At 66.7% G+C, this 20,153-nt stretch carries 20 protein-coding genes and 1 pseudogene; 14 read left to right on the forward strand and 7 right to left on the reverse strand.

What is annotated here, in order from left to right; genetic code table 11:
* The first annotated feature begins 321 nt into the window (after nucleotides 1-321).
* Nucleotides 322-858, forward strand: coding sequence for a superoxide dismutase family protein (locus ACFQ24_RS21750; RefSeq protein WP_380915104.1), 537 nt, complete (start codon nucleotides 322-324; stop codon nucleotides 856-858).
* An 88-nt stretch (nucleotides 859-946) separates the two neighbouring features.
* Here ACFQ24_RS21750 and thpR read toward each other — a convergent pair whose 3' ends face one another.
* Nucleotides 947-1,489: an RNA 2',3'-cyclic phosphodiesterase gene (gene thpR / locus ACFQ24_RS21755; RefSeq protein WP_380915459.1), complete on the reverse strand. Its 543-nt coding sequence runs from the start codon at nucleotides 1,487-1,489 to the stop codon at nucleotides 947-949.
* Nucleotides 1,490-1,680: 191 nt separating this feature from the next.
* Here thpR and ACFQ24_RS21760 point away from each other — a divergent pair, with 191 nt between their 5' ends.
* Nucleotides 1,681-2,427 (forward strand): Bax inhibitor-1/YccA family protein, encoded by a 747-nt coding sequence (locus tag ACFQ24_RS21760; RefSeq protein WP_380915106.1) that lies wholly within the window; start codon nucleotides 1,681-1,683, stop codon nucleotides 2,425-2,427.
* Between the two features lie 79 nt (nucleotides 2,428-2,506).
* On the opposite strand, the gene ACFQ24_RS21765 is transcribed toward ACFQ24_RS21760, so the two are convergent.
* The gene (locus tag ACFQ24_RS21765; RefSeq protein WP_380915108.1) at nucleotides 2,507-3,133 is read right to left on the reverse strand and encodes a glutathione S-transferase family protein; all 627 of its coding nucleotides are present in this window, start codon (nucleotides 3,131-3,133) and stop codon (nucleotides 2,507-2,509) included.
* Between the two features lie 151 nt (nucleotides 3,134-3,284).
* On the opposite strand from ACFQ24_RS21765, the gene ACFQ24_RS21770 reads away from it, so the two are divergent.
* The 4 genes and pseudogenes from ACFQ24_RS21770 to ACFQ24_RS21785 form a co-directional block, all read left to right on the forward strand.
* Nucleotides 3,285-3,992, forward strand: a complete 708-nt coding sequence (locus ACFQ24_RS21770; protein ID WP_380915110.1) for a VIT1/CCC1 transporter family protein — start codon at nucleotides 3,285-3,287, stop codon at nucleotides 3,990-3,992.
* 41 nt (nucleotides 3,993-4,033) lie between these two features.
* Nucleotides 4,034-4,579 (forward strand): glutathione peroxidase, encoded by a 546-nt coding sequence (locus tag ACFQ24_RS21775; RefSeq protein ID WP_380915112.1) that lies wholly within the window; start codon nucleotides 4,034-4,036, stop codon nucleotides 4,577-4,579.
* The gene (locus ACFQ24_RS21780; protein WP_380915114.1) at nucleotides 4,576-5,889 is read left to right on the forward strand and encodes a M20/M25/M40 family metallo-hydrolase; all 1,314 of its coding nucleotides are present in this window, start codon (nucleotides 4,576-4,578) and stop codon (nucleotides 5,887-5,889) included. Before ACFQ24_RS21775 ends, ACFQ24_RS21780 begins: the two co-directional genes overlap by 4 nt.
* A gap of 80 nt (nucleotides 5,890-5,969) precedes the next feature.
* Nucleotides 5,970-6,605 (forward strand): annotated as a pseudogene (locus ACFQ24_RS21785) (trimeric intracellular cation channel family protein); the annotation flags it as partial.
* 16 nt (nucleotides 6,606-6,621) lie between these two features.
* Here ACFQ24_RS21785 and sppA read toward each other — a convergent pair.
* Complete coding sequence (sppA, locus tag ACFQ24_RS21790) at nucleotides 6,622-8,505, reverse strand: signal peptide peptidase SppA (RefSeq protein ID WP_380915115.1); 1,884 nt, start codon at nucleotides 8,503-8,505, stop codon at nucleotides 6,622-6,624.
* A gap of 154 nt (nucleotides 8,506-8,659) precedes the next feature.
* Here sppA and gpmA point away from each other — a divergent pair, with 154 nt between their 5' ends.
* The 8 genes from gpmA to ACFQ24_RS21830 all read left to right on the forward strand — a co-directional run bounded on the left by gpmA (nucleotide 8,660) and on the right by ACFQ24_RS21830 (nucleotide 16,281).
* Nucleotides 8,660-9,346, forward strand: coding sequence for a 2,3-diphosphoglycerate-dependent phosphoglycerate mutase (gene gpmA / locus ACFQ24_RS21795; RefSeq protein WP_380915117.1), 687 nt, complete (start codon nucleotides 8,660-8,662; stop codon nucleotides 9,344-9,346).
* 85 nt (nucleotides 9,347-9,431) lie between these two features.
* Complete coding sequence (purE, locus tag ACFQ24_RS21800; RefSeq protein WP_380915119.1) at nucleotides 9,432-9,920, forward strand: 5-(carboxyamino)imidazole ribonucleotide mutase; 489 nt, start codon at nucleotides 9,432-9,434, stop codon at nucleotides 9,918-9,920.
* Between the two features lie 10 nt (nucleotides 9,921-9,930).
* Nucleotides 9,931-11,001 (forward strand): 5-(carboxyamino)imidazole ribonucleotide synthase, encoded by a 1,071-nt coding sequence (locus tag ACFQ24_RS21805; protein ID WP_380915121.1) that lies wholly within the window; start codon nucleotides 9,931-9,933, stop codon nucleotides 10,999-11,001.
* Nucleotides 11,002-11,036: 35 nt separating this feature from the next.
* The gene (locus ACFQ24_RS21810; protein WP_380915461.1) at nucleotides 11,037-11,537 is read left to right on the forward strand and encodes a dihydrofolate reductase; all 501 of its coding nucleotides are present in this window, start codon (nucleotides 11,037-11,039) and stop codon (nucleotides 11,535-11,537) included.
* A gap of 8 nt (nucleotides 11,538-11,545) precedes the next feature.
* Nucleotides 11,546-12,472: a bifunctional riboflavin kinase/FAD synthetase gene (locus ACFQ24_RS21815; protein WP_380915123.1), complete on the forward strand. Its 927-nt coding sequence runs from the start codon at nucleotides 11,546-11,548 to the stop codon at nucleotides 12,470-12,472.
* 43 nt (nucleotides 12,473-12,515) lie between these two features.
* Complete coding sequence (ileS, locus tag ACFQ24_RS21820) at nucleotides 12,516-15,356, forward strand: isoleucine--tRNA ligase (protein WP_380915125.1); 2,841 nt, start codon at nucleotides 12,516-12,518, stop codon at nucleotides 15,354-15,356.
* Nucleotides 15,353-15,868 carry a signal peptidase II gene (lspA, locus tag ACFQ24_RS21825; protein WP_380915127.1) on the forward strand — a complete coding sequence of 172 codons (516 nt, stop codon included), beginning with the start codon at nucleotides 15,353-15,355 and terminating at the stop codon, nucleotides 15,866-15,868. Before ileS ends, lspA begins: the two co-directional genes overlap by 4 nt.
* Nucleotides 15,865-16,281: a DUF3035 domain-containing protein gene (locus tag ACFQ24_RS21830; protein ID WP_380915129.1), complete on the forward strand. Its 417-nt coding sequence runs from the start codon at nucleotides 15,865-15,867 to the stop codon at nucleotides 16,279-16,281. The genes lspA and ACFQ24_RS21830 overlap by 4 nt, the downstream gene beginning before the upstream one ends.
* A gap of 325 nt (nucleotides 16,282-16,606) precedes the next feature.
* Here ACFQ24_RS21830 and dxs read toward each other — a convergent pair whose 3' ends face one another.
* The 4 genes from dxs to ACFQ24_RS21850 are packed head-to-tail and all read right to left on the reverse strand — an operon-like array spanning nucleotide 16,607 to nucleotide 20,135.
* On the reverse strand, nucleotides 16,607-18,523 hold the full coding sequence (gene dxs / locus ACFQ24_RS21835; protein WP_380915131.1) for a 1-deoxy-D-xylulose-5-phosphate synthase: 1,917 nt from the start codon (nucleotides 18,521-18,523) through the stop codon (nucleotides 16,607-16,609).
* A 40-nt stretch (nucleotides 18,524-18,563) separates the two neighbouring features.
* On the reverse strand, nucleotides 18,564-19,082 hold the full coding sequence (locus ACFQ24_RS21840) for an AAA family ATPase (RefSeq protein WP_380915133.1): 519 nt from the start codon (nucleotides 19,080-19,082) through the stop codon (nucleotides 18,564-18,566).
* Nucleotides 19,079-19,648, reverse strand: a complete 570-nt coding sequence (gene pnuC / locus ACFQ24_RS21845; protein WP_380915135.1) for a nicotinamide riboside transporter PnuC — start codon at nucleotides 19,646-19,648, stop codon at nucleotides 19,079-19,081. The genes ACFQ24_RS21840 and pnuC overlap by 4 nt, the downstream gene beginning before the upstream one ends.
* 19 nt (nucleotides 19,649-19,667) lie before the next feature.
* Complete coding sequence (locus ACFQ24_RS21850; protein ID WP_380915137.1) at nucleotides 19,668-20,135, reverse strand: Fur family transcriptional regulator; 468 nt, start codon at nucleotides 20,133-20,135, stop codon at nucleotides 19,668-19,670.
* Nucleotides 20,136-20,153: the final 18 nt, after the last annotated feature.

Below are 20,153 nucleotides of genomic sequence, written 5' to 3' on the forward strand. Positions count from 1 at the left end.
GCCTTGGACGCCTTGGCGGCGGGCCGGCGCGGGTAGTGCCAACGGAGACTGGGGAACTAACGGGGCGTCGGCTTGGCCCGAGCGCTTCGCGTAAAATTGAGGCGCGGTGCCGAGTGCAGCCTGTCCCTCCGGTTATCCATGGGGGTCGGGCAAACAAAAGCATGGGCAGGCCGGGCCAGATCGCGCCAGTGCCGCGCGAAGGCGAGAGGCCAGGCGGCGGGGCCGTGACAAATCGATGCGGATCGGCAACAAAAGCGCTTTCCCGGCGTTTGCGCCTTGATATCCCGATGTCTTGAAATCCCGACCTTGCTGGAGCCCCCCATGAAGATTCTTCCCGTCCTTGCCGCTGCCCTGCCGATCATGGCCGGGGCGTCCGCGTGTGCCACCGCAACGGAAACCCGTGCGGCTCCCACTGCTGCCGCCAAGCTGGTGGCGGGCGACGGCGCGGCACGAGGCACGGCTACCGTGACTCAAGCGGGCGAGGGCCTGCAAGTCGTCGTCCGGGCGACTGGACTGACGCCCGGCATCCATGCCGTCCATATCCATACGACCGGCAAGTGCGTCGGCCCGGATTTCGCCAGCGCGGGCGGTCACTGGAATCCGACCGCGCGCCAGCATGGCAAGGACAATCCGGCCGGCATGCATATGGGCGACATGCCCAACATAACGGTGGGGCCGGACGGCAGTGGCGCGATCGAATATCGGGTCGCGGGCGGATCGATCAGCGACGGCGCGACGCCCTTGCTGGATGCGGACGGCGCGGCGATCGTGGTCCATGCGCAGGCGGACGACAATGTGACCGATCCCGCCGGCAATGCGGGCGGGCGCGTGGCCTGCGGCGTGCTGGCCGCGAAATGAGGATCAGGGGCGGGCGCGGACGGGCCGCGGCCGCCGGGCTTGTCTCACAAGTGCTGCCGGTTGCCCTGGCTGGGTTAGCTTTGCGGCGTCAGGGCGACGGCGCGGCAGGATAGTGGCTGACCGCTTCGTAGAGCGCGCCGGCATGGCCGAGGTGACTTTGATAGAGGGTAAAGCCGTCCACGCGGAACGGGGTGCCGGCAAATCCCGCATGGCGCGCGAGGAACGGATCGACGAAGCCCCCGGTCCGGCCGAAACGGGCCAGCGTGACATGGGGCAGGTAAGCCCGTCCCTCCGGCGGTAGGCCGACAGCGACGCAGGCGCGATCGACCTTCCGGTGCAGCCGTTCCAGCGGATCGCGCGGCTGGACTCCTACCCAGAGCGTATCGACCACGCTCTTGCGCTCAAAGCGGCCGACGCCGTCGAAATGGACATCGAAGGGCGCGAAGCGGATCGCGGAGAGGGCGTCGGCTATGTCGTTGGCGCGATGGCGGTCGACTTCACCGATGAAGCGGAGCGTCAGGTGCAACTGCGCGTCATCCTGCCAGCGGGCGGCTTCCACCCCGGCCTGTAGGGTGGCGAGCGCGGCGCGCTGATCGGCGGGCGGGCGGATGGCGACGAACAGGCGGTGCATGGGGCCTTTATAGGTTGCGCGATCGGCGTTCGCCATGCCGGGAGGCGACAGGAGGACGGCAGAACGCCGGCGCGCGTTCCGACATGACCCGATTGTAACGAAGCGGCAATGCGGCTTGGGCTTGAAGTCGGGCACGGATGGGACGATAATGGGAACACCGGCGCGACTTGCCGGCAAAGGAGAAGATTTTCATGGCCAACTGGTCCGATCCCCGTCCTGGCACGGAAGCCCGCATCCCGGGCTTTGGCGGCGCGACCGCGGCGCGTGGCGAGGCGTTCGACGCCGGGCTGCGCCGCTACATGCTGTCGGTCTATAATTATATGGCGAGCGGCGTGCTGCTGACGGGCATCGTCGCGCTGCTGTTCGCGTCGAGCGGCATGGCCTATCAGGTGTTCGTCGGCCCCGGCATCCTGAAATATATCGTGATGTTCGCGCCGCTCGCCTTCGTCATGGTGCTGAGCTTCGGCATCAACCGGCTGTCGACCTTTGCGACGCAGGCGCTTTACTGGGCCTACGCCGCCGTGATGGGCGTGTCGCTTTCCTACATCTTCCTGGCCTATACCGGCACGTCGATCGCGCAGACCTTCTTCGCGACGGCCGCCGCGTTCGCGGGCCTCAGCCTCTGGGGCTATACCACGAAGAAGGATCTGTCGGGCTTCGGCACCTTCCTCATCATGGGCGTGGTCGGCCTGCTGGTCGCGAGCCTGATCAACATCTTCCTGAAGTCGAGCGCGATGAACCTGGTGATCAGCGGCGTCGGCGTGCTGCTGTTCGCCGGCCTGACCGCCTATGACACGCAGAAGATCAAGAGCATCTATTCCTATGTCGCGGGCACGGACATGGTGGGCAAGTCGGTGGTGATGGGGGCGCTGAACCTCTATCTCGACTTCATCAACATGTTCCTGTTCCTGCTGCGGCTGTTCGGCGATCGCCGCTGATCGCTGGCGAAGACTGGCAAAGAAGAGGCCCGGTGGAGCGATCTGCCGGGCCTTTCTCTTTGCGTCGGGTGCGGGCGGTTCAGCCCTGTTTCTGCGTGGCGGCGATCAGCGCGCCGTCAATCTCCTTCTGCCGCTTGTAGGCGGGCCGTTCCCGCAGGCGGGCGGCATAGGCCTCAAGCAGCGGGGATGAGGGGATGGATTTGAACGACAAGCCCCAGTCGACCTGCGCGCCGACATAGACGTCGGCGGCGGTGAATTGGTCGCCGCAGATCCAAGCGTCGCCGCTGACCGCGGTTTCGAGCGTGGCGACGGTTTCATCGAAACTGCCATAGCCGGCCATCCGCTCCCGTCCTTCGGGCACGACGAAGCCGAGCGCGCGGTTGGTGACGGCGGCTTCCACCGGGCCGGCGGCGAAAAACAGCCAGCGATAATAAGCGTGGCGTTCGGCAGGCGGCGGGGCGAGGCCCGCGGCCGGGAAAGTATCGGCCAGATAGGCGCAGATCGCGGCGCATTCGGTAACGACGCGCCCGTCATGGACGATCGCGGGCACCTTCCCCATCGGGTTGATCGCGCGATAGGCGGCGGATTTCATGCCGTCATCGCTGTAATCGAGGACGACCGTTTCATAGGGTTCGCCTACTTCCTCCAGCATCCAGCGGACGATCTGCCCGCGTGACATGGGATTGGTGTAGAAGGTGATGGCCATGAACGCTCTCCCCGATAAGGCCGACGCGACCGAAGGAAGAAGCCGCTGGCCTCATTCTAGCTGTCGGTCTGGAGTGCGTCCAGCAAGGCTCGACGCCGGGCGAAAGGATCGGCATGAGCAAGGGATGCAGGACACAGGAACAGGCGCAGCTATGCCGACCACCAGCGATCAGCCGCATCATGCCGTTCATTATGTGAACCGGGTGGGGTGGCTGCGCGCGGCGGTGCTGGGCGCGAATGACGGGATCGTGTCGACGGCCAGCCTGATGACGGGCATCGCGGCGTCGGGCGCGAGTGGGCAGTCGGTGCTGCTGTCCGGCATCGCTGCGCTGGTCGCGGGCGCCATGTCTATGGCGGCGGGCGAATATGTGTCGGTGAGCGCGCAGGCGGATACGGAACGCGCGGATCTGGCCAAGGAGAAGAAGGCGCTGGTGACGCAGCCCGACGCCGAATGGGCGGAATTGCGCGACATCTATGTCGAGCGGGGGCTGGCGGTGGAACTGGCCGGAGAGGTGGCGCGGCAGTTGATGGCCGCGGATGCGCTGGGTGCCCATGCGCGTGACGAGCTGGGCATATCGGAGATCGCGACGGCGCGGCCGGTGCAGGCGGCGATGGCGTCGGCCGCCAGCTTTGCCGCCGGGGCCGCGCCGCCGGTGCTGGCGGCGGCGATCCTGCCAGGGTCGGGCGCGGTGGCGGGAGTCGTCGGTCTCAGCCTGCTCTGCCTTGTCCTGCTGGGCCATGTCGGCGCGCGGCTGGGCGGGGCGAAGCCGGCGCGGTCGATCGCGCGGACGCTGTTCTGGGGGGCGCTGGCGATGGCGGCGACGGCGGGCGCGGGACATCTGTTCGGCGCGGCGATTTGATGCCAAGGTCCGCCCTATCCCGATTCCCAGGAGACAGTCCCGTGGCCGACATCCAGAACATCCCCCTCAAGACCATCAAGGGCGCGGACGCGACCCTGGGCGATTATGCCGGCAAGGTGGTGCTGGTGGTCAATGTCGCGTCCAAATGCGGGCTGACGCCGCAATATGAGGGGCTGGAGACGCTCTATGCCGGCTATCGCGAGAAGGGGCTGGTGGTCGCAGGCTTTCCCGCCAATGACTTTGGCGCGCAGGAGCCGGGCAGCAACGAGGAAATCGCGACATTCTGCACCACCAATTTCGGCGTCGATTTTCCGATGTTCGAGAAGATCGTGGTGACCGGGCCGGACAAGCATCCGCTCTATGCCGCGCTGACGAGTGCCAAGCCGGATGCCCAGGGCGAAGGCGCGGCGTTTCGCGAGAAGCTGGTCGGATATGGGATCACACCCAATCCCGAGCCGGAGGTGCTGTGGAATTTCGAAAAGTTCCTGATCGGCAAGGACGGGCAAGTGGCGGCGCGCTTTGCGCCCACGACCGCGCCCGACGATCCGGCGCTGGTGGCGGCGATCGAGGCGGAACTGGCGAAATGATCGCAAGGGGGATGATCGCGGCCGCGCTGCTGATTGGCGGCGCGCCGATGGCGCATGCGGCGCTGAGCCCGGCGGAGCGCAAGATCGACGCGACGGTCGAGGCGGGATATGAGCCCGCGGTCGGGCTGCTGGAGCGGCTGGTCAATCAGAATAGCGGATCGATGAACCTGGCGGGCGTCAGGGCGGTGGCGGACATGCTGCGCCCGGAGTTCGAGGCGCTCGGCTTTGCCGTGACGTGGAAGCCGATGGATGCGGCCAAGCGCGCCGGGCACCTGATCGCCGTGCACAAGGGCAAGGCGGGCACGACGAAGATGCTGCTGATCGGGCATCTGGACACGGTGTTCGAGCCGGATTCGCCGTTCCAGACCTTTGTGCGGGAAGGGGATTTCGCGCGCGGGCCGGGCGTCGCCGACGACAAGGGCGGGGTGGTGACGATGCTGCTGTCGCTGAAGGCCATGCAGGCGGCCGGGACGCTGAAAGCCGCCAATATCGAGGTGGTGCTGACCGGAGACGAGGAGGATGCGGGCGATCCCGTCACCATCGCGCGCGCCGACTTGATCCAGGCGGGCAAGCGGGCGGACGTGGCGCTGGATTTCGAGGGGCTTAGCCAAGAGGGCGGCAAGGATATGGGGTCGATCGCGCGGCGATCCTCCAACAGCTGGACGGTGACCGCGACCGGCAAGTCGGGGCATAGTAGCGGCATCTTTTCCGCGGCGGCGGGCGACGGCGCGATTTACGAGCTGGCGCGGATCGTGACGACCTTCCGCAAGGAACTGCCCGAGCCGAACCTGACGTTCAACGTCGGGCTGATCGGCGGGGGGCAGAGCGCGGACGTGGACAAGGACGGCGTGCGCATCGCCGTGACGGGCAAGACCAACATCATCCCGCCGATCGCGGTCGCCAAGGGCGACTTCCGCACGCTGAGCGAGGAGCAGACGCAGCGCGTCCGGGCGAAGATGCAGGCCATTGTGGAGCAGGGCCACGTGCCTGGCACGGGCGCGACCATCGCGTTCGACATGGGCTATCCGTCGATGGCGCCCACGGCGGGCAACCGGGCGCTGCTGACCAAGCTGAACGCGGTCAATCGCGACCTGGGTCTGGAAGAGATGGCGGCGCTCGATCCGCTCAAGCGCGGGGCGGGCGACATTGCCTTCGTCGCGGCGGATACGGACGGGCTGGTGGGGCTGGGCCTCGCGTCGAGCGGCGATCACAGTCCGGCGGAGAAAGCGGACCTTTCCACGATGAAGCGGCAGGCGAAGCGCGCCGCGATCCTGATGAGCCGGCTGGCGGGCGAGAAGGGGCGGAAGTAGGGGCGTTGCGATGGAGCGAGGGTGAAGGGCGCGCAAGCGCTTCTCGACTTCGCTCGAAGCGAACGGTTAGAGAGAGGGCCATGCTTTCGCCGACACCTTCGCTCGCTACGTCCATTGGCCCGGTTTTGGAGACGCTGAGCATCGTCGGGACGTTCGTGTTCGCCGCGTCCGGCGCGCTGGCGGCGGCGCGGCTGCGGCAGACGCTGGTGACGTTCGCCTTCTTCGCACTGGTGACTGGCGTGGGCGGCGGCACGGTGCGCGACCTGCTGATCGGTGCGCCGGTCTTCTGGGTGGTGGACCCGGTGCCGGCGATCGCCTGCATGAGTGCGGCGGTGGTGGTGTGGTTCAGTCCGCGCCGCTGGTGGAGCGAGCGGGCGCTCGACTGGCTGGACGCGATCGGGCTGGCCGCCTTTGCCGTGTTCGGCGCGGCCAAGGCGATGAGCTTTGGCGTGCCGCCCTTCGTGGCGGGGATGATGGGCGTGGTGACGGGATGCGTCGGCGGGATCATGCGCGACCTGCTGGCGGGCGAGCCGTCGATCCTGCTGCGGCCGGAGCTATATGTAACGGCGGCGGCGTTCGCTTCGGGCCTGTTCGTGGCGCTGCGCTGGGTCGGGCTGGACGTGCCGGTGGCGGGCGTGGTGGCGGCGCTGCTGGGCTTTGCTCTGCGGGCGGTGGCGATCTGGCGCGGGCTGGGGCTGCCGGGTTATCGGGAGGAGGGTAGGGCCGGCGGGCCTATTTCAGCCACGCCGCCAGCAACGCCAGTACGCCCTGCTCACCCGTTCCGCTGCGCTGCCTGGGCGCGCCATAGCCGCGGCATTCGAGGCAGTCGGCGCGGATGCCGGCACCGGTGACGAGCGCCTTTACGTCCGACACCGCCTGCATCGCCCAGCCGCGCTGGCGCAGGGCCTGGCGGGCGAGCATGTCGCGCGGCGCGCTGGCATCATCCTCTTCGCGGTCGACGATCGCTTGCGCCCATTGCGCCCAGGGATCGGGTTGCTTTTCGATATAATAGGGGCGGGCCTTGGCCGGATCGATCTTCGCGCGGCGGGCGGCTTCGGCGATGGCGTCGTCCAGGCCGCCGAACCGGTCGACAAGGCCGATCTGGCGCGCAGTGCCGCCGTCCCAGACGCGCCCCTGCGCGATGGCATCGACCTGCTGCGGCGATTTGTGGCGCGATTGCGCGACGATGCCGACGAAGCGGCGGTAGATGTCCTCCACGCCCATCTGCATGATCTGGTCGAATTCGGGCGTGGTGCCGCCGGCGACGTCGGGCTGGCCGGACAGCGGGGTGGTGCGCACCCCGTCGGTGGTCACGCCGATCTTAGCAAGCGCCCCTTCGAAGCTGGGGATGATCCCGAACACGCCGATCGATCCGGTGATCGTGTCCGGCTCGGCAAAGATCACGTCGCCCGGTGTCGAGACCCAATAGCCGCCGCTCGCGGCGACATTGGCCATGGAGACGACGACCGGCAGGCCGGCCTCCTTTGCCTGGAGGATGGCGCTTCGGATCTTTTCCGATGCCATGACCGAGCCGCCCGGCGAATCGACGCGGACGACGAGCGCCTTCAGATTCTTTTCGTCGAGCGCGGTCAGAAGCAGATCCGACAGGGTGTCGCCCGCCGCCGTCCCTGGTCCCCCTTCGCCATCCACGATGTCCCCGGCGACGGTCAGGACGCCGATCTGCCCATCATTGGCGGGCTTGCGCGCCTTCACATAGCGGTCGAAGTCGATGGTGGCGAAGCTGCCGGGCTTGTCGATGCTGGCATCGCCCGCAAGCGTCGCGACATGGTTGCCGAAGGCGCTGGCGTCGCCCAGCTTGTCGACGAGGCCGGCGGCCAGCGCGGCCTTGGCGATGTCGCCATTGGTGGCGCGGGCGGCGGCGAGGGGGTCGGCGGCATAGGCGGCGATCTTCGCCTTCGGCCGGGCCTTCGCCACATCGTCCTGCCAGTCCTGCCACAACGCGTCGGCCAATGCCTGATTGGCCTGTTTCGCTTCGGGCGACTGGTCGGTGCGGATGAAGGGTTCGACGAAGCTCTTGTAGGTGCCGACGCGATAGACATGGGTGTTGACGCCGAGCTTGTCGATCAGCCCCTTATAGTAGAGGTTCGATCCGCCACGGCCGAGCAGAGCGACGCCGCCCAGCGGGTCGCTCCATATCTCGCTCGCGTGCGCGGCGAGCTGATAGCTGTCGTCGCTGTAGAGGGTGGCGTAGGCGAGCACCGGCTTCTTCGCCGCGCGGACGGCGTCCAGCGCCTTGCCGACGCGGGCGAGGGCGACCTGACCGCCGCCCATGAACCCGTCCAGATTGAGGACGACCGCCTTCACCTTCGCGTCGTTGCGCGCGGCATCGAGCGCGGCGACGATGTCGGACAGGCGATATTCCTTCGCGTCGCCGCTGGAGCCGGTGAGGAGCGCGGTGGCGCTGACCTCGGCGGGCTGTTCGACGATTGTCCCATCGAGGTCGAGGAGCAGCGCGCCGCTGCTGACCGATTGCGCGGGCTTGGGCGAGTAGGACAGCGCGGCATAGAGCGCGCCGAAGAAAAGCAGCAGGAACAGGAGGACCAGCCCGTCCTTGATCGCGACCAATATGCGCCACGCGCCCTTCACAAACGCCAAGTTGCTGCTTCCTTCTTTTGCCGCCCTGTGGCTATCCGATGGGCGGCGCGACTGCAATGTGGGGCGTGCAGGACCAGCGACAAGCTTGCGCCCGCGATTTTGGCCGTTATGGGATGCGCATCATTCGCCGCTCATCGTGCAGGAGACGCGCCCAATGCCCACTCTCGTCCTGATCCGCCACGGCCAGTCGGCCTGGAACCTGGAAAACCGCTTCACCGGATGGTGGGACGTGGATTTGACCGATAAGGGCGTTGAGGAAGCGCGTGCAGCCGGCCGATTGCTGGCGGAAAAGGGGCTGGACTTCGACCAATGCTATACCAGTTTCCAGACGCGGGCGATCAAGACGCTTAACCTGGCGCTGGAGGAAATGGGGCGGCTGTGGCTGCCGGTCGAGAAGGACTGGCGGCTCAATGAGCGCCATTATGGCGGGCTGACCGGCCTCAACAAGGCCGAGACGGCGGCGAAGCATGGCGACGATCAGGTCAAGATCTGGCGGCGCAGCTTCGACATTCCGCCGCCGGTGCTGGAGGCGGGCGGCGAGTTCGACCTGACCAGGGATCGCCGCTACGATGGCATCGCCATCCCCTCCACCGAAAGCCTGAAGGACACGATCGCCCGCGTGCTGCCCTATTGGGAGGCGCGCATCGCCCCGGACCTGAAGGCGGGCAAGCGGGTCGTGATTTCCGCGCACGGCAATTCGCTGCGCGCGCTGGTCAAGCATCTGTCCAACATCCCCGACGACGAGATCACCGAGCTGGAGATCCCGACCGGCCAGCCCATCGTCTATGAACTGGCGGACGATCTGAGCGCGACCGACCGCTATTATCTGTCGGAACGCTGAGACGGCGGGCGCAGATGGCAATTGCCCCCCGGCGGCCCGGCCGCTAAGGGGCTTTGCTTTCCAGGCCGCCTGAAGGGAAACGGGCATGAGCGAGGCAGTCACGGTCGGCATCATCATGGGATCGCGGTCCGATTGGGACACGATGCGCCATGCCGCCGAGACTCTGGAGGCGCTGGGCGTGCCGCATGAATGCAAGGTGGTGTCCGCCCACCGCACGCCGCAGCGGCTGTATGATTATGCGACCGGAGCGGCGACAAGGGGCCTGAAGGTCATCATCGCCGGGGCGGGCGGGGCGGCGCACCTGCCGGGCATGGCGGCGTCGATGACCCGCCTGCCGGTGCTGGGCGTGCCGGTGGAATCCAAGGCGCTGAGCGGCATGGATTCGCTGCTGTCCATCGTCCAGATGCCGGGCGGCATTCCCGTGGGCACGCTGGCGATCGGAAAGGCGGGCGCCATAAACGCGGGGCTGATGGCGGCGGCGATCCTGGCGACGAACGACGCGGCGCTGGCCGGCCGGCTCGACGCTTGGCGCACGCGGCAGACCGAGGCGGTGGCCGAGACGGTCGAGGACTGAAGGCTTTTCCATGACGACCATCCCGCCCGGTTCGACCATCGGCATCCTTGGCGGCGGCCAGCTCGGCCGGATGATCGCCATCGCGGCGGCGCAGCTGGGATATCGTACGCACATCTATGCGCCGGAGGAGAGCGGCCCGGCGGCCGACGTGTCGCCGCGCTGGACGCGGGGGGCGTATGTCGACGCGGCGGCGCTGGCGGCCTTTGCCGATGGCGTCGATGTCGTCACCTACGAATTCGAGAATATCGATCCCTCAGCAGTCGAGACGCTGGCGCATCATGGCCTGGTGCGGCCGGGCGCTGAGGCGTTGCGGGTGGCGCAGGATCGGCTGGCGGAAAAGCGCTTCGTCTGCAATCTGGGCGGGCTGACCGCGCCCTTCGCGCCGGTCGAGAGCCTGGACGATCTGGAAGAGGCGATCTCCGCGATCGGCAGCCGGGCGATATTGAAGACCAACCGCATGGGCTATGACGGCAAGGGACAGGCGCGCCTGTCGGAGCCGGGCGACGCGGTCGGTGCATGGAACGCCATCGGGCGGCAGAGCGCGATCCTGGAAGGGTTCGTGACCTTTGCCGAGGAATTTTCGGTGATTCTGGCGCGGGGCGCGGACGGCGAAGTGCGCTTCTGGGACTCCCCCGCCAATGTGCATGTCGATGGCATATTGTCGACATCCACCCTGCCGGCCGGCCCGGTCATCGTCGGGCAGGTGGAGCAGGCGCGGGGCATGGCGCGCAAAATCGCCGACGCGCTGGATTATGTCGGCGTGCTCACCTGCGAATTCTTCGCCAGCGCGGATGGGCCGGTGTTCAACGAGATGGCGCCGCGCGTCCATAACAGCGGCCATTGGACCATCGAGGGCGCGGTGACGAGCCAGTTCGAAAATCATGTCCGGGCGATCTGCGGCCTGCCGCTGGGCGACACCGGGCTTGCCGCGCCGCGCGTGGAGATGCGCAACCTGATCGGCGAGGACGCGCATCAATGGCCCGCCATCCTGTTAGACCCCGCCAACCATCTGCACCTCTACGGCAAGCATGAGGCGCGGCCGGGGCGCAAGATGGGGCATGTGACCCGGCTGGACCTGTGAGCGCGTCGGGCGGCGGGAAGGCGGAGGGACCGGAGATCGTCCTGGTCCTTGCCCGCGCGGACAATGGCGTGATCGGCAAGGATGGCGACCTGCCCTGGCGGCTCCCCGCCGACCTCAAGCATTTCAAGGCGCTGACCGCCGGGCATCCCATGATCATGGGCCGGCGGACGTTCGACAGCCTGCCCGGGCTGTTGCCGGGGCGGCGGCATATCGTGCTGACGCGCGACCGGGGCTGGCGCGCGGAGGGGGCGGAGGTCGTCCATGACATCGGGGAGGCCATCGCGTTGGCAGGTGAGCCCTGCGCCATGGTGATCGGCGGGGCCGAGATATACGGCCTGTTCCTGCACCATGCCGACCGGATCGAACTGACCGAAGTGCATGACAGCGTCGAGGGCGACGCCGCCATCGCCTATCCCGATCCGGCCGACTGGCGGGAGGTCGCGCGTGAGGAACATCCGGCGCGGGACGGCAGACCGGCCTATAGCTTCGTCACCTTCCGCCGCGTGGATTGCCACGCTTCGGTCCCGTCCCTATAGGCCGCGCCATGGAGCGGCTTTCCAGCAGCGCCCCGGTCCCGGCCCATCTGCGCGGGAGCGTGATGGCGCTCGGCAATTTCGACGGCTTTCATGCCGGGCATCAGGCGGTGGTCGGCCGCGCCGTAGCGCTCGCCCGCGCCGAGGGACGGCCGGCCATCGTCGCGACCTTCGATCCCCATCCCATGCGCCTGTTCAAGCCAGACGCAGCGCCATTCCGCCTGACTACGCTGGACCAGCGGGCCAGACTGTTCGCGGCGGCGGGCGCGGACGCGATGCTGGTGTTCGAGTTCACCGCCGACCTCGCCGCGCTCGATCCAGCCGCCTATGTCCGGTTGCTGACCGAAGGCATGGGCGTCACGGCGGTGGTCACGGGCGAGGACTTCACCTTCGGCAAGGGGCGCAGCGGCACGGTGGAGAGTTTCGGCGCGCTGGGCCTGCCCGCGCAAGCCGTGGGCGCGGTGCGGGACGAACAGGGCGTCATTTCCTCCAGCCGCATCCGTGAGGCGCTCAAGGCCGGAGACTGCGGGGAGGCCGCGCGGCTGCTGACCCGGCCCTTCGCGATTCAAGGTGTGGTGCAGCATGGCGACAAGTTGGGCCGCACCATTGGTTTCCCGACCGCCAATATCGACATGGGGGCCTATCTGCGGCCGGCCTATGGCATCTATGCAGTGCGCGGCCTGCTGCCCGACGGGCGGGTGCTCGACGGGGCGGCCAATCTGGGCGTGCGGCCGAGCTTCGATCCGCCCAAGGAACTGCTGGAGCCGCATTTCTTCGACTTTGCCGGAAACCTCTACGATCAGATGATCGAGGTGCAGTTGATCCGCTATCTCCATGCCGAGCGGAAATATGAGGGGCTGGGTGCGCTGGTGGCGGGCATCGCGCAGGACTGCGTGGATGCGCGGCAAATCCTTGCGGGAATGCCCGCCGTCGCCTAATGCCGCGCGATATTTCCGCACGAAGCGAAACTGCGCGAGCCCTATGACCGACCAGCCCGACTATAAGTCCACCGTCTTCCTTCCGCAAACCGACTTCCCGATGAAGGCGGGGCTTGCCGCAAAGGAACCCGCCATCGCGGCGAAGTGGGACGCGATGGACCTGTATGGCAAGCTGCGCGAGAAGCGGGCGGGGCGCGAACGCTTCATCCTGCATGACGGCCCGCCCTACGCCAATGGCGATATCCATATGGGCCATGCGATGAACAAGGTGCTGAAGGACATCATCGTCCGCAGCCAGTCGCTGCTCGGCAAGGACGCGCCCTATGTGCCCGGCTGGGACTGCCATGGCCTCCCCATCGAATGGAAGATCGAGGAGGAATATCGCAAGAAGAAGCTGAACAAGGACGAAGTGCCGGCGGCGGAATTCCGAGCGCAATGCCGCGCCTATGCCGACAAATGGGTCGACGTGCAGCGCGAGCAGTTCAAGCGGCTGGGCATCATGGGCGATTGGGAAGACCCCTATCTGACCATGAAGTTCGACGCCGAAGCCACCATCGTCGGCGAACTTTTGAAATTCGCAGAGAGCGGTCAGCTGTATCGCGGGGCAAAGCCGGTGATGTGGTCGCCGGTTGAGAAGACCGCGCTCGCCGAGGCCGAAGTCGAATATGAGGATGTCGTGTCGACCCAGATCGATGTGGCGTTCGAGATCGTGGAAGCCCCGAACGCACCGGAACTGGTCGGCGCCCATGCGGTGATCTGGACGACGACGCCCTGGACCATCCCGGTGAACCAGGCTTTGGCTTACGGGCCCGAGGTTGAATATGTGCTGATCGGTGATCGTGGTGAGCCCGCCATGCTGCTCGCTAAAGAGCTGGTTTTAAATGGCGACGTCCTACACCGGCTTGGCAAAGCACGGGAAATTGATCTGCTGTGGGAGGGCAAAGGCTCCGACCTTGCCGGAGCCATCGCCCGCCACCCGATGCACCATCTCGGCGGCTTCTTCGCTAAGCCGCGTCCCTTCCTCCCCGGCGATTTCGTCACGACCGACGCGGGCACTGGGCTCGTCCACATGGCCCCGGACCATGGCGAGGACGACTTTGCCCTCTGCAAGGCGAACGGGATCAACCCGGTCTTCGCGGTCGAGGGGGACGGCAAATATCGCGCCGACTGGGCGTGGCTGGGCGGGCAGGGGAGCGTCATCAATCCCAAGTTCGTCAGCAAGGACGGGCCGATCTGTTCCGATCTTCGCGAAGCGGGCGCGCTGCTCGCCGCGTCGGACGATTTCCGGCACAGCTATCCGCATAGCTGGCGGTCCAAGGCGAAGATCATCTTCCGCTGCACCCCGCAATGGTTCATCCCGATGGACCAGCCGCAGGGCGGATTGCCGCCGATGGCGGACGAAGCCACGCTGGTCGGCAACGGCCCCACCCTCCGTGAAATCGCGCTCGACGCCATCGCGCATACGCGCTGGGTGCCCGAGCGCTCTACCAACCGCATCCGATCGATGGTGGAAGGGCGCCCGGACTGGGTGATTTCCCGCCAGCGCGCCTGGGGCGTGCCGATCGCGCTCTATGTGCATCGCAAGAGTGGCGACTATCTCGTTGATCCGGCGGTCAATGCGCGCATTGTTGAGGCGTTCAAAGCCGGCGGCGCGGACGCCTGGTTCGGGGCGGATCATCAGGCGCTGCTCGGCCCGGATTACGACCTTGCCGACTATGAGGTCGTGAACGACATTCTCGACGTGTGGTTCGATTCCGGTTCGACCCACAGCTTCGTGGTCGAGGGGCGCTATGGCGAGGGTGTGCGCGCGGACCTTTATATCGAAGGGTCGGACCAGCATCGCGGCTGGTTCCAGTCTTCGCTGCTGGAAAGCTGCGGCACGCGCGGACAGGCCCCCTACAAGGCGGTGCTGACCCACGGCTTTGCGCTCGACGGGTCGGGCAAGAAGATGTCCAAGAGCCTGGGCAATGTGGTCGACCCCCTCAAGATCATGAGCGAGAGCGGTGCGGACATCCTGCGCGTCTGGGTCGCCAGCACCGACTATTTCGACGATGTGCGCATCGGCAAGGAAGTGCTGGCCGGTTCGTCCGATGCCTATCGCAAGTTGCGCAATACTTTCCGTTACATGCTGGGCGCTCTTTCCGATTATGATGAGGAAAGCGAGGCGGTGTCCTATGCGGAGATGCCGGAGCTGGAGCGCTATATGCTCCATAGGCTGGCGCAGCTGGACGCGGAACTGCGCGCGGTGGTGGATAAGGGACAGGGCAGCGAGAGCTGGCTGGAATTCAGCCGCTATACGCGCGCCATCTTTGACTTCGCCAATAGCGACCTTTCCGCCTTCTTCTTCGATATCCGTAAGGACTGCCTCTATTGCGATGCGAAGGGCGATCCCAAGCGCCGCGCCTACCGCACCTTGCTCGACACGCTGTTTCACGCGCTGGTTCGCTATGTCGCGCCGATCATTCCCTTTACGGCCGAGGAAGTGTGGCAAAGCCGCTTCCCAAGTGACGAGGACAGCGTCCATTTCCTGGAATGGCCGGAGATCGACGCGCGGTGGATCGATGGGCATCTGGACGAGAAATGGCGCGAGCTGCGCTACCAGCGCGAGCAGGTGAACGAGGCGATCGAACCGTTCCGGCGCGAGAAGCAGATCCGCTCCAGCCTGGAGGCCGATGTCACCATGGGCGAATTGTTGCCGGTTGGCGACGTGGATTTTGCCGAGGTCGCGATCGTCGCGCGTGTGACCATGGGCGAGGGCGACGGCATCATTGTGCGGCCGAGCGACTGGCATAAGTGCGGGCGCTGCTGGCGGCTGCTGCCGGAAGTCACCGGAGACGGCGCGCTGTGCGACCGGTGCGACGCGGTGCTGAAGGCGGACGCATGAAGACGCAGGTCAACCACCGCCCGCTGGGGCTGACCGTCGCAATCGTGACGCTCGCTCTCGACCAGCTCGTCAAATATACCGTCACCTATCCGCTGGCGCTGCAGAGCCGCGCGGACGAGGGGATCGAACTGCTGCCGATCTTCCGACTGCGCTGGCTGGAGAACAGGGGCGTGTCGATGGGCTTCTTCCATGCCGATACCGATGCGATGCGATGGGCGCTGGTGGGCATGACCTTCCTGATCGCGGGCTTTGTCGGCGTGTGGATGTGGCGCGAGAAGGCGCGGCAGGACGTCGCGGCGCTGGGCCTGGTGCTGGGCGGCGCGATCGGCAACATCGTGGACCGGGTGCGGCTGGGCTATGTCGTTGATTATGCAGACCTGCATTTCGGCAACTGGCGGCCGTTCCTGATTTTCAACCTGGCGGACGCCGCGATCACCATCGGCGTGCTGATCCTGCTTGCGCGGGCGTTGCTGCTGCGCGACAAGGGCGCAAAGACGGAGACTTTGAAGTGAAGCGTAACCTGATCCTGGCCGTCGGCCTCGTTGCATCCCTGTCGGCCTGTGGCGGCGGTGGCGGCCTGTTGAACCGGGATCGTCCGGATGAATTCGCGGTGTCGCGCGCCGCGCCGCTGGTGATCCCGCCCGACTTCGCGCTAGTGCCGCCCGCGCCCGGCACGCCCGCAGCGGCGGCGGTCGATTCGCGGACCGAGGCGATGCAGGCGATGTTCGGCGGTCCCGCTCCGCGCAGTGCTTCGGAAACGGCGGCGCTGAACGCCGCCGGCCGGGCCAATGCCGCGGCTGGCATCCGGTCGCAGGCCGGCGACCCGGGCACCGAAGTCGTGGACAAGGGTGCGACCACCCGCGACATCATCGCCGCGCCTGAGGGTGACGGCCAGAATGCGCGCGCGGCAGTGCCGCAGCAATAAGCGACGATCATGTAGGGGCCGCGCCCGGTTCGTTCCAGGACGAGCCGGGGCGCTTTCTTGTGTCGCCTAAGCAGGCGCAGGCGCGTCGCCGGAATGCTCCGTTATCGCGCATGAAAGGCCGGGTGGAGCGCTGATAATCGGCGCGTTTGCCTCGCCGCTATCGTTGGCAAGGCTGCCTTATAGAAACTGGTCCGCCCCGATCCTGTCGTTCGGCGCGGTAAGGCAAAGACGCATGGCCGGCCTTCGGGTTCCCGGCTCATGGCGGCATGACGTCAGCTTCATGCTGCTGCGCAACGAGCCGGTCTGCCGGGCCGGGGCGGTCCCCTCAGGCCCGCGCCTCCGCGCCGACGCTGTTGTGGCGCAGCGCCGTAAGGACCGTCTCGACGATGGCGTCGGCGTCGAGGCGGGCGTCAGCATATTGCTTTTCCGGCTTGTCCTGATCCTGGAAGATGTCCGGCAGGCGCAGCGTACGCAGTTTGAGGCCATTGTCGATCAGGCCCAGATCGCTGGCGAGGGTCAGCACATGCGCGCCCAGGCCCCCGATCGCCCCTTCCTCTATCGTCACGGCGACTTCATGGCTGGTGAGGAGGCGGCGGATCAGCGCCTCGTCCAACGGCTTGGCAAAGCGCAGGTCGGCGACGGTGGCGGACAGGCCGCGCGCCTCCAGCGCGTCCGCCGCCTTCATCGCTTCCTCCAGCCGGGTGCCGAGCGAGAGGATCGCGACCTGCCGCCCTTCGCGCACGATGCGGCCCTTGCCGATCTCCAGCCGTTCGGGAACCTCCGGCATGGCGACGCCGGTGCCGTTGCCGCGCGGATAGCGCACGGCGATCGGGCCGCTATCGTGCAGCGCGCAGGTATGCACCATATGGGTCAGCTCCGCCTCATCGGCGGCGGCCATCACTACGAAATTGGGCAGGCTGGCAAGATAGGTGACGTCGAAGCTGCCCGCATGGGTCGAGCCGTCGGCGCCGACCAGCCCCGCCCGGTCGATGGCGAAACGGACGGGCAGGTTCTGGATCGCCACGTCATGCACCACCTGGTCGTAGGCGCGCTGAAGGAATGTGGAATAGATGGCGCAGAAGGGGCGCATCCCTTGCGCGGCGAGGCCGGCGGCGAAGGTGACCGCATGTTGTTCGGCGATGCCGACATCGAAGCTACGATCGGGGAAGGCGACGGCGAACTTGTCGAGGCCAGTGCCGGACGGCATGGCCGCGGTGATGGCGCAGACGGCGGGGTCGCGCCGGGCTTCGGCGATTAATGCCTGCGCAAAGACATTGGTGTAGCTGGGCGGACCGGGAGGGGCCTTCGCCTGCGCGCCGGTGATGACGTCGAACTTCTGCACGCCATGATATTTGTCGGCCGCCGCTTCGGCCGGGGCATAGCCCTTGCCCTTCTGCGTCACGACATGGATGAGGCAGGGGCCTTCGGCCGCATCCCGCACATTTTCCAGCACAGGGATCAGATGGTCGAGATTATGGCCGTCGATGGGGCCGACATAGTAGAAGCCCAGCTCCTCGAACAAGGTGCCGCCGGTCGCCATGCCGCGCGCATATTCGTCCGTCTTGCGCGCAGCCTGCTGCAGGGTGCGGGGCAGCTTGCGGGCGAGCCGCTTTGCAAGGTCGCGCAGGCCGAGAAATTCGCGGCTGGAAACGAGCCGGGCGAGATAGGCGGAGAGGCCGCCCACCGGCGGGGCGATCGACATGTCATTGTCATTGAGGATGACGATCAGCCGGTTGCCCGCTTCCCGCGCGTTGTTCATCGCCTCATAGGCCATGCCCGCCGACATCGCGCCGTCGCCGATGACGGCGATCGCCTTGCCCGGCTTGTCCTGCATCCGGTTGGCGATGGCGAAGCCAAGCGCCGCGCTGATCGAGGTGGAGCTGTGCGCCGCGCCGAACGGATCATAGTCGCTTTCGGCCCGCTTGGTGAAGCCGGACAGGCCGCCGCCCTGCCGCAGCGTCCGGATCCGGTCCCGTCGGCCGGTCAGGATCTTGTGCGGATAGCATTGGTGGCCGACATCCCAGATGAGCTTGTCGGCCGGCGTATCGAACACATAGTGGATCGCCGTGGTCAACTCCACCACGCCAAGGCCCGAGCCAAGATGACCGCCAGTCACCCCGACCGCTGCAATGGTTTCCGCCCGCAGTTCGTCGGCCAGTTGGCGCAACTGTTCAGGCGCGAGCTTTCGCAGGTCTTCGGGCGTGTTGACGGTGTCGAGCAGCGGCGTGGCGGGATTGGACATGATGACGTGCCTACTCGTTTTCTACGCCCAAGTCGAACCTTTAGCTTGCGGGCGTGATCGCCCGTACAGCTTCGACGGCATGGGAAAAGCGCGCATTCCAGTCTCCCCCAACCGACAGCCATGGCACTCCGGCCTGCTCCAGCATGTCCCGGCAAATGCCGGCGAAGCGCGTCCGCACAGCGTCGTCACCATAGATGCGAACGGCGTCGGGCACCCAGGGCACGTCCGGCTCCATCAACAGATACAGGTCGGCATGGGGATATGTCAGCAGGTCCGTTGGGACATGGCCGATCATCATGGCCGCCCAGGCGGCCGTCATCAGCGCGTCGGTATCGGCGAAGAGGAAATGCTTGGCGCGGGGTTTGGCCGTCTCGATCATCTCCGTCTGGGCGCGGCCGATGAGCAGCAGGTCGGCTTCGTCCATGTCGACGCCGTGCGTTTCGGCATAGGTGCGGCCATATTCGGGCACCCAGATCGTGCCGAAATGCCGGGCAAGCCGTTCCGCCAGCACTGATTTACCGGTGCTTTCGACGCCGTGCAGGACGATGGTGCGGATCATGCGACCGCCTGCCGGATGGTCCGGCTCCAGGCGATCAGCCCGCCCACGGCGATGAGCAGGAAGAGAGCGTAGAGGATGGAGGTGGCGACGAGGCCCCGGCTCCAGAACAGGCCGGTGGCGAGCGCATCGACCGCGATCCAGAGCGCCCAGCTTTCCACCTTCCGCTGCGACTGCAAAATCTGGGCAGCTACGCTCACGCCCGCCACCGCCGAATCAGCGAAGGGGGCAGCGGCATCGGTGAAGCGGGCCATGAGCAGGCCCCACCCGATCGCCGCGCAGGCCGTGCCGACAAGCCATGCCAGCCGGGCGGTGGAGAACAGGCAAGTAACGGCGACGCCGCCATCTTTCACCCTCTCGCTGCCGGCCCAATTCCACCAGCCGTAGAGATTGATGACGAGGAAGAAGATCTGGAGCAGCGCATCGCTGTAGAGCTTCGCGTCGAAAAAGACGAAGAAGTAGAGCGTCACCATCGCGATGCCGAACGGGTAGTTCCACAGCGACCGGCGCGCGACCAGCAGGATGTTGACGAGGCCAAGGGCCGCCGCGACCCATTCAAGGATGGTCATGGAGCGGCGCGTTTCGCCGTCAGTGGCAGGCGCTGCAGGTGCCGCGCACCTCGATCACCGGGCGGACCGGCACGAACCCGGCCTTTTCCGCTGCCGACCGCAGCGATCCGGTGATCGGATCATCGTCGATATGCGTGACTTGCCCGCATGTGTCGCACACCAGGAAGATGCAGTCGTGGTGACAGCCCGGATGGGCGTTGGCGATATAGGCGTTCGCGCTTTCCACGCGCATGGCGATGTTGTTGGCCACGAACAGGTCAAGGATGCGATAGACGCTGTTGGGTGCCACGCGCTTGCCCCGCGCCTTCGACACGGTGTCGGCAATGTCGTAGGCGGACGCCGGCTTGTCCTCCGCGGCGAGCGCGTCGAAGATAGCGGCGCGCATCGGCGTCCATTGTTCGTTGCGGCCCTCCAGCGTCGCGCGGGCGGCATCCGCCAGCCCGTCGCCGGTGGGTTCCTGATGGTGGTGATGCGCGTGGGTGGCCATCGCACTTATCTATGTTGT

The sequence above is a fragment of the Sphingobium olei genome (assembly GCF_042678845.1).
Classification (GTDB): Bacteria; Pseudomonadota; Alphaproteobacteria; order Sphingomonadales; family Sphingomonadaceae; genus Sphingobium; species Sphingobium olei.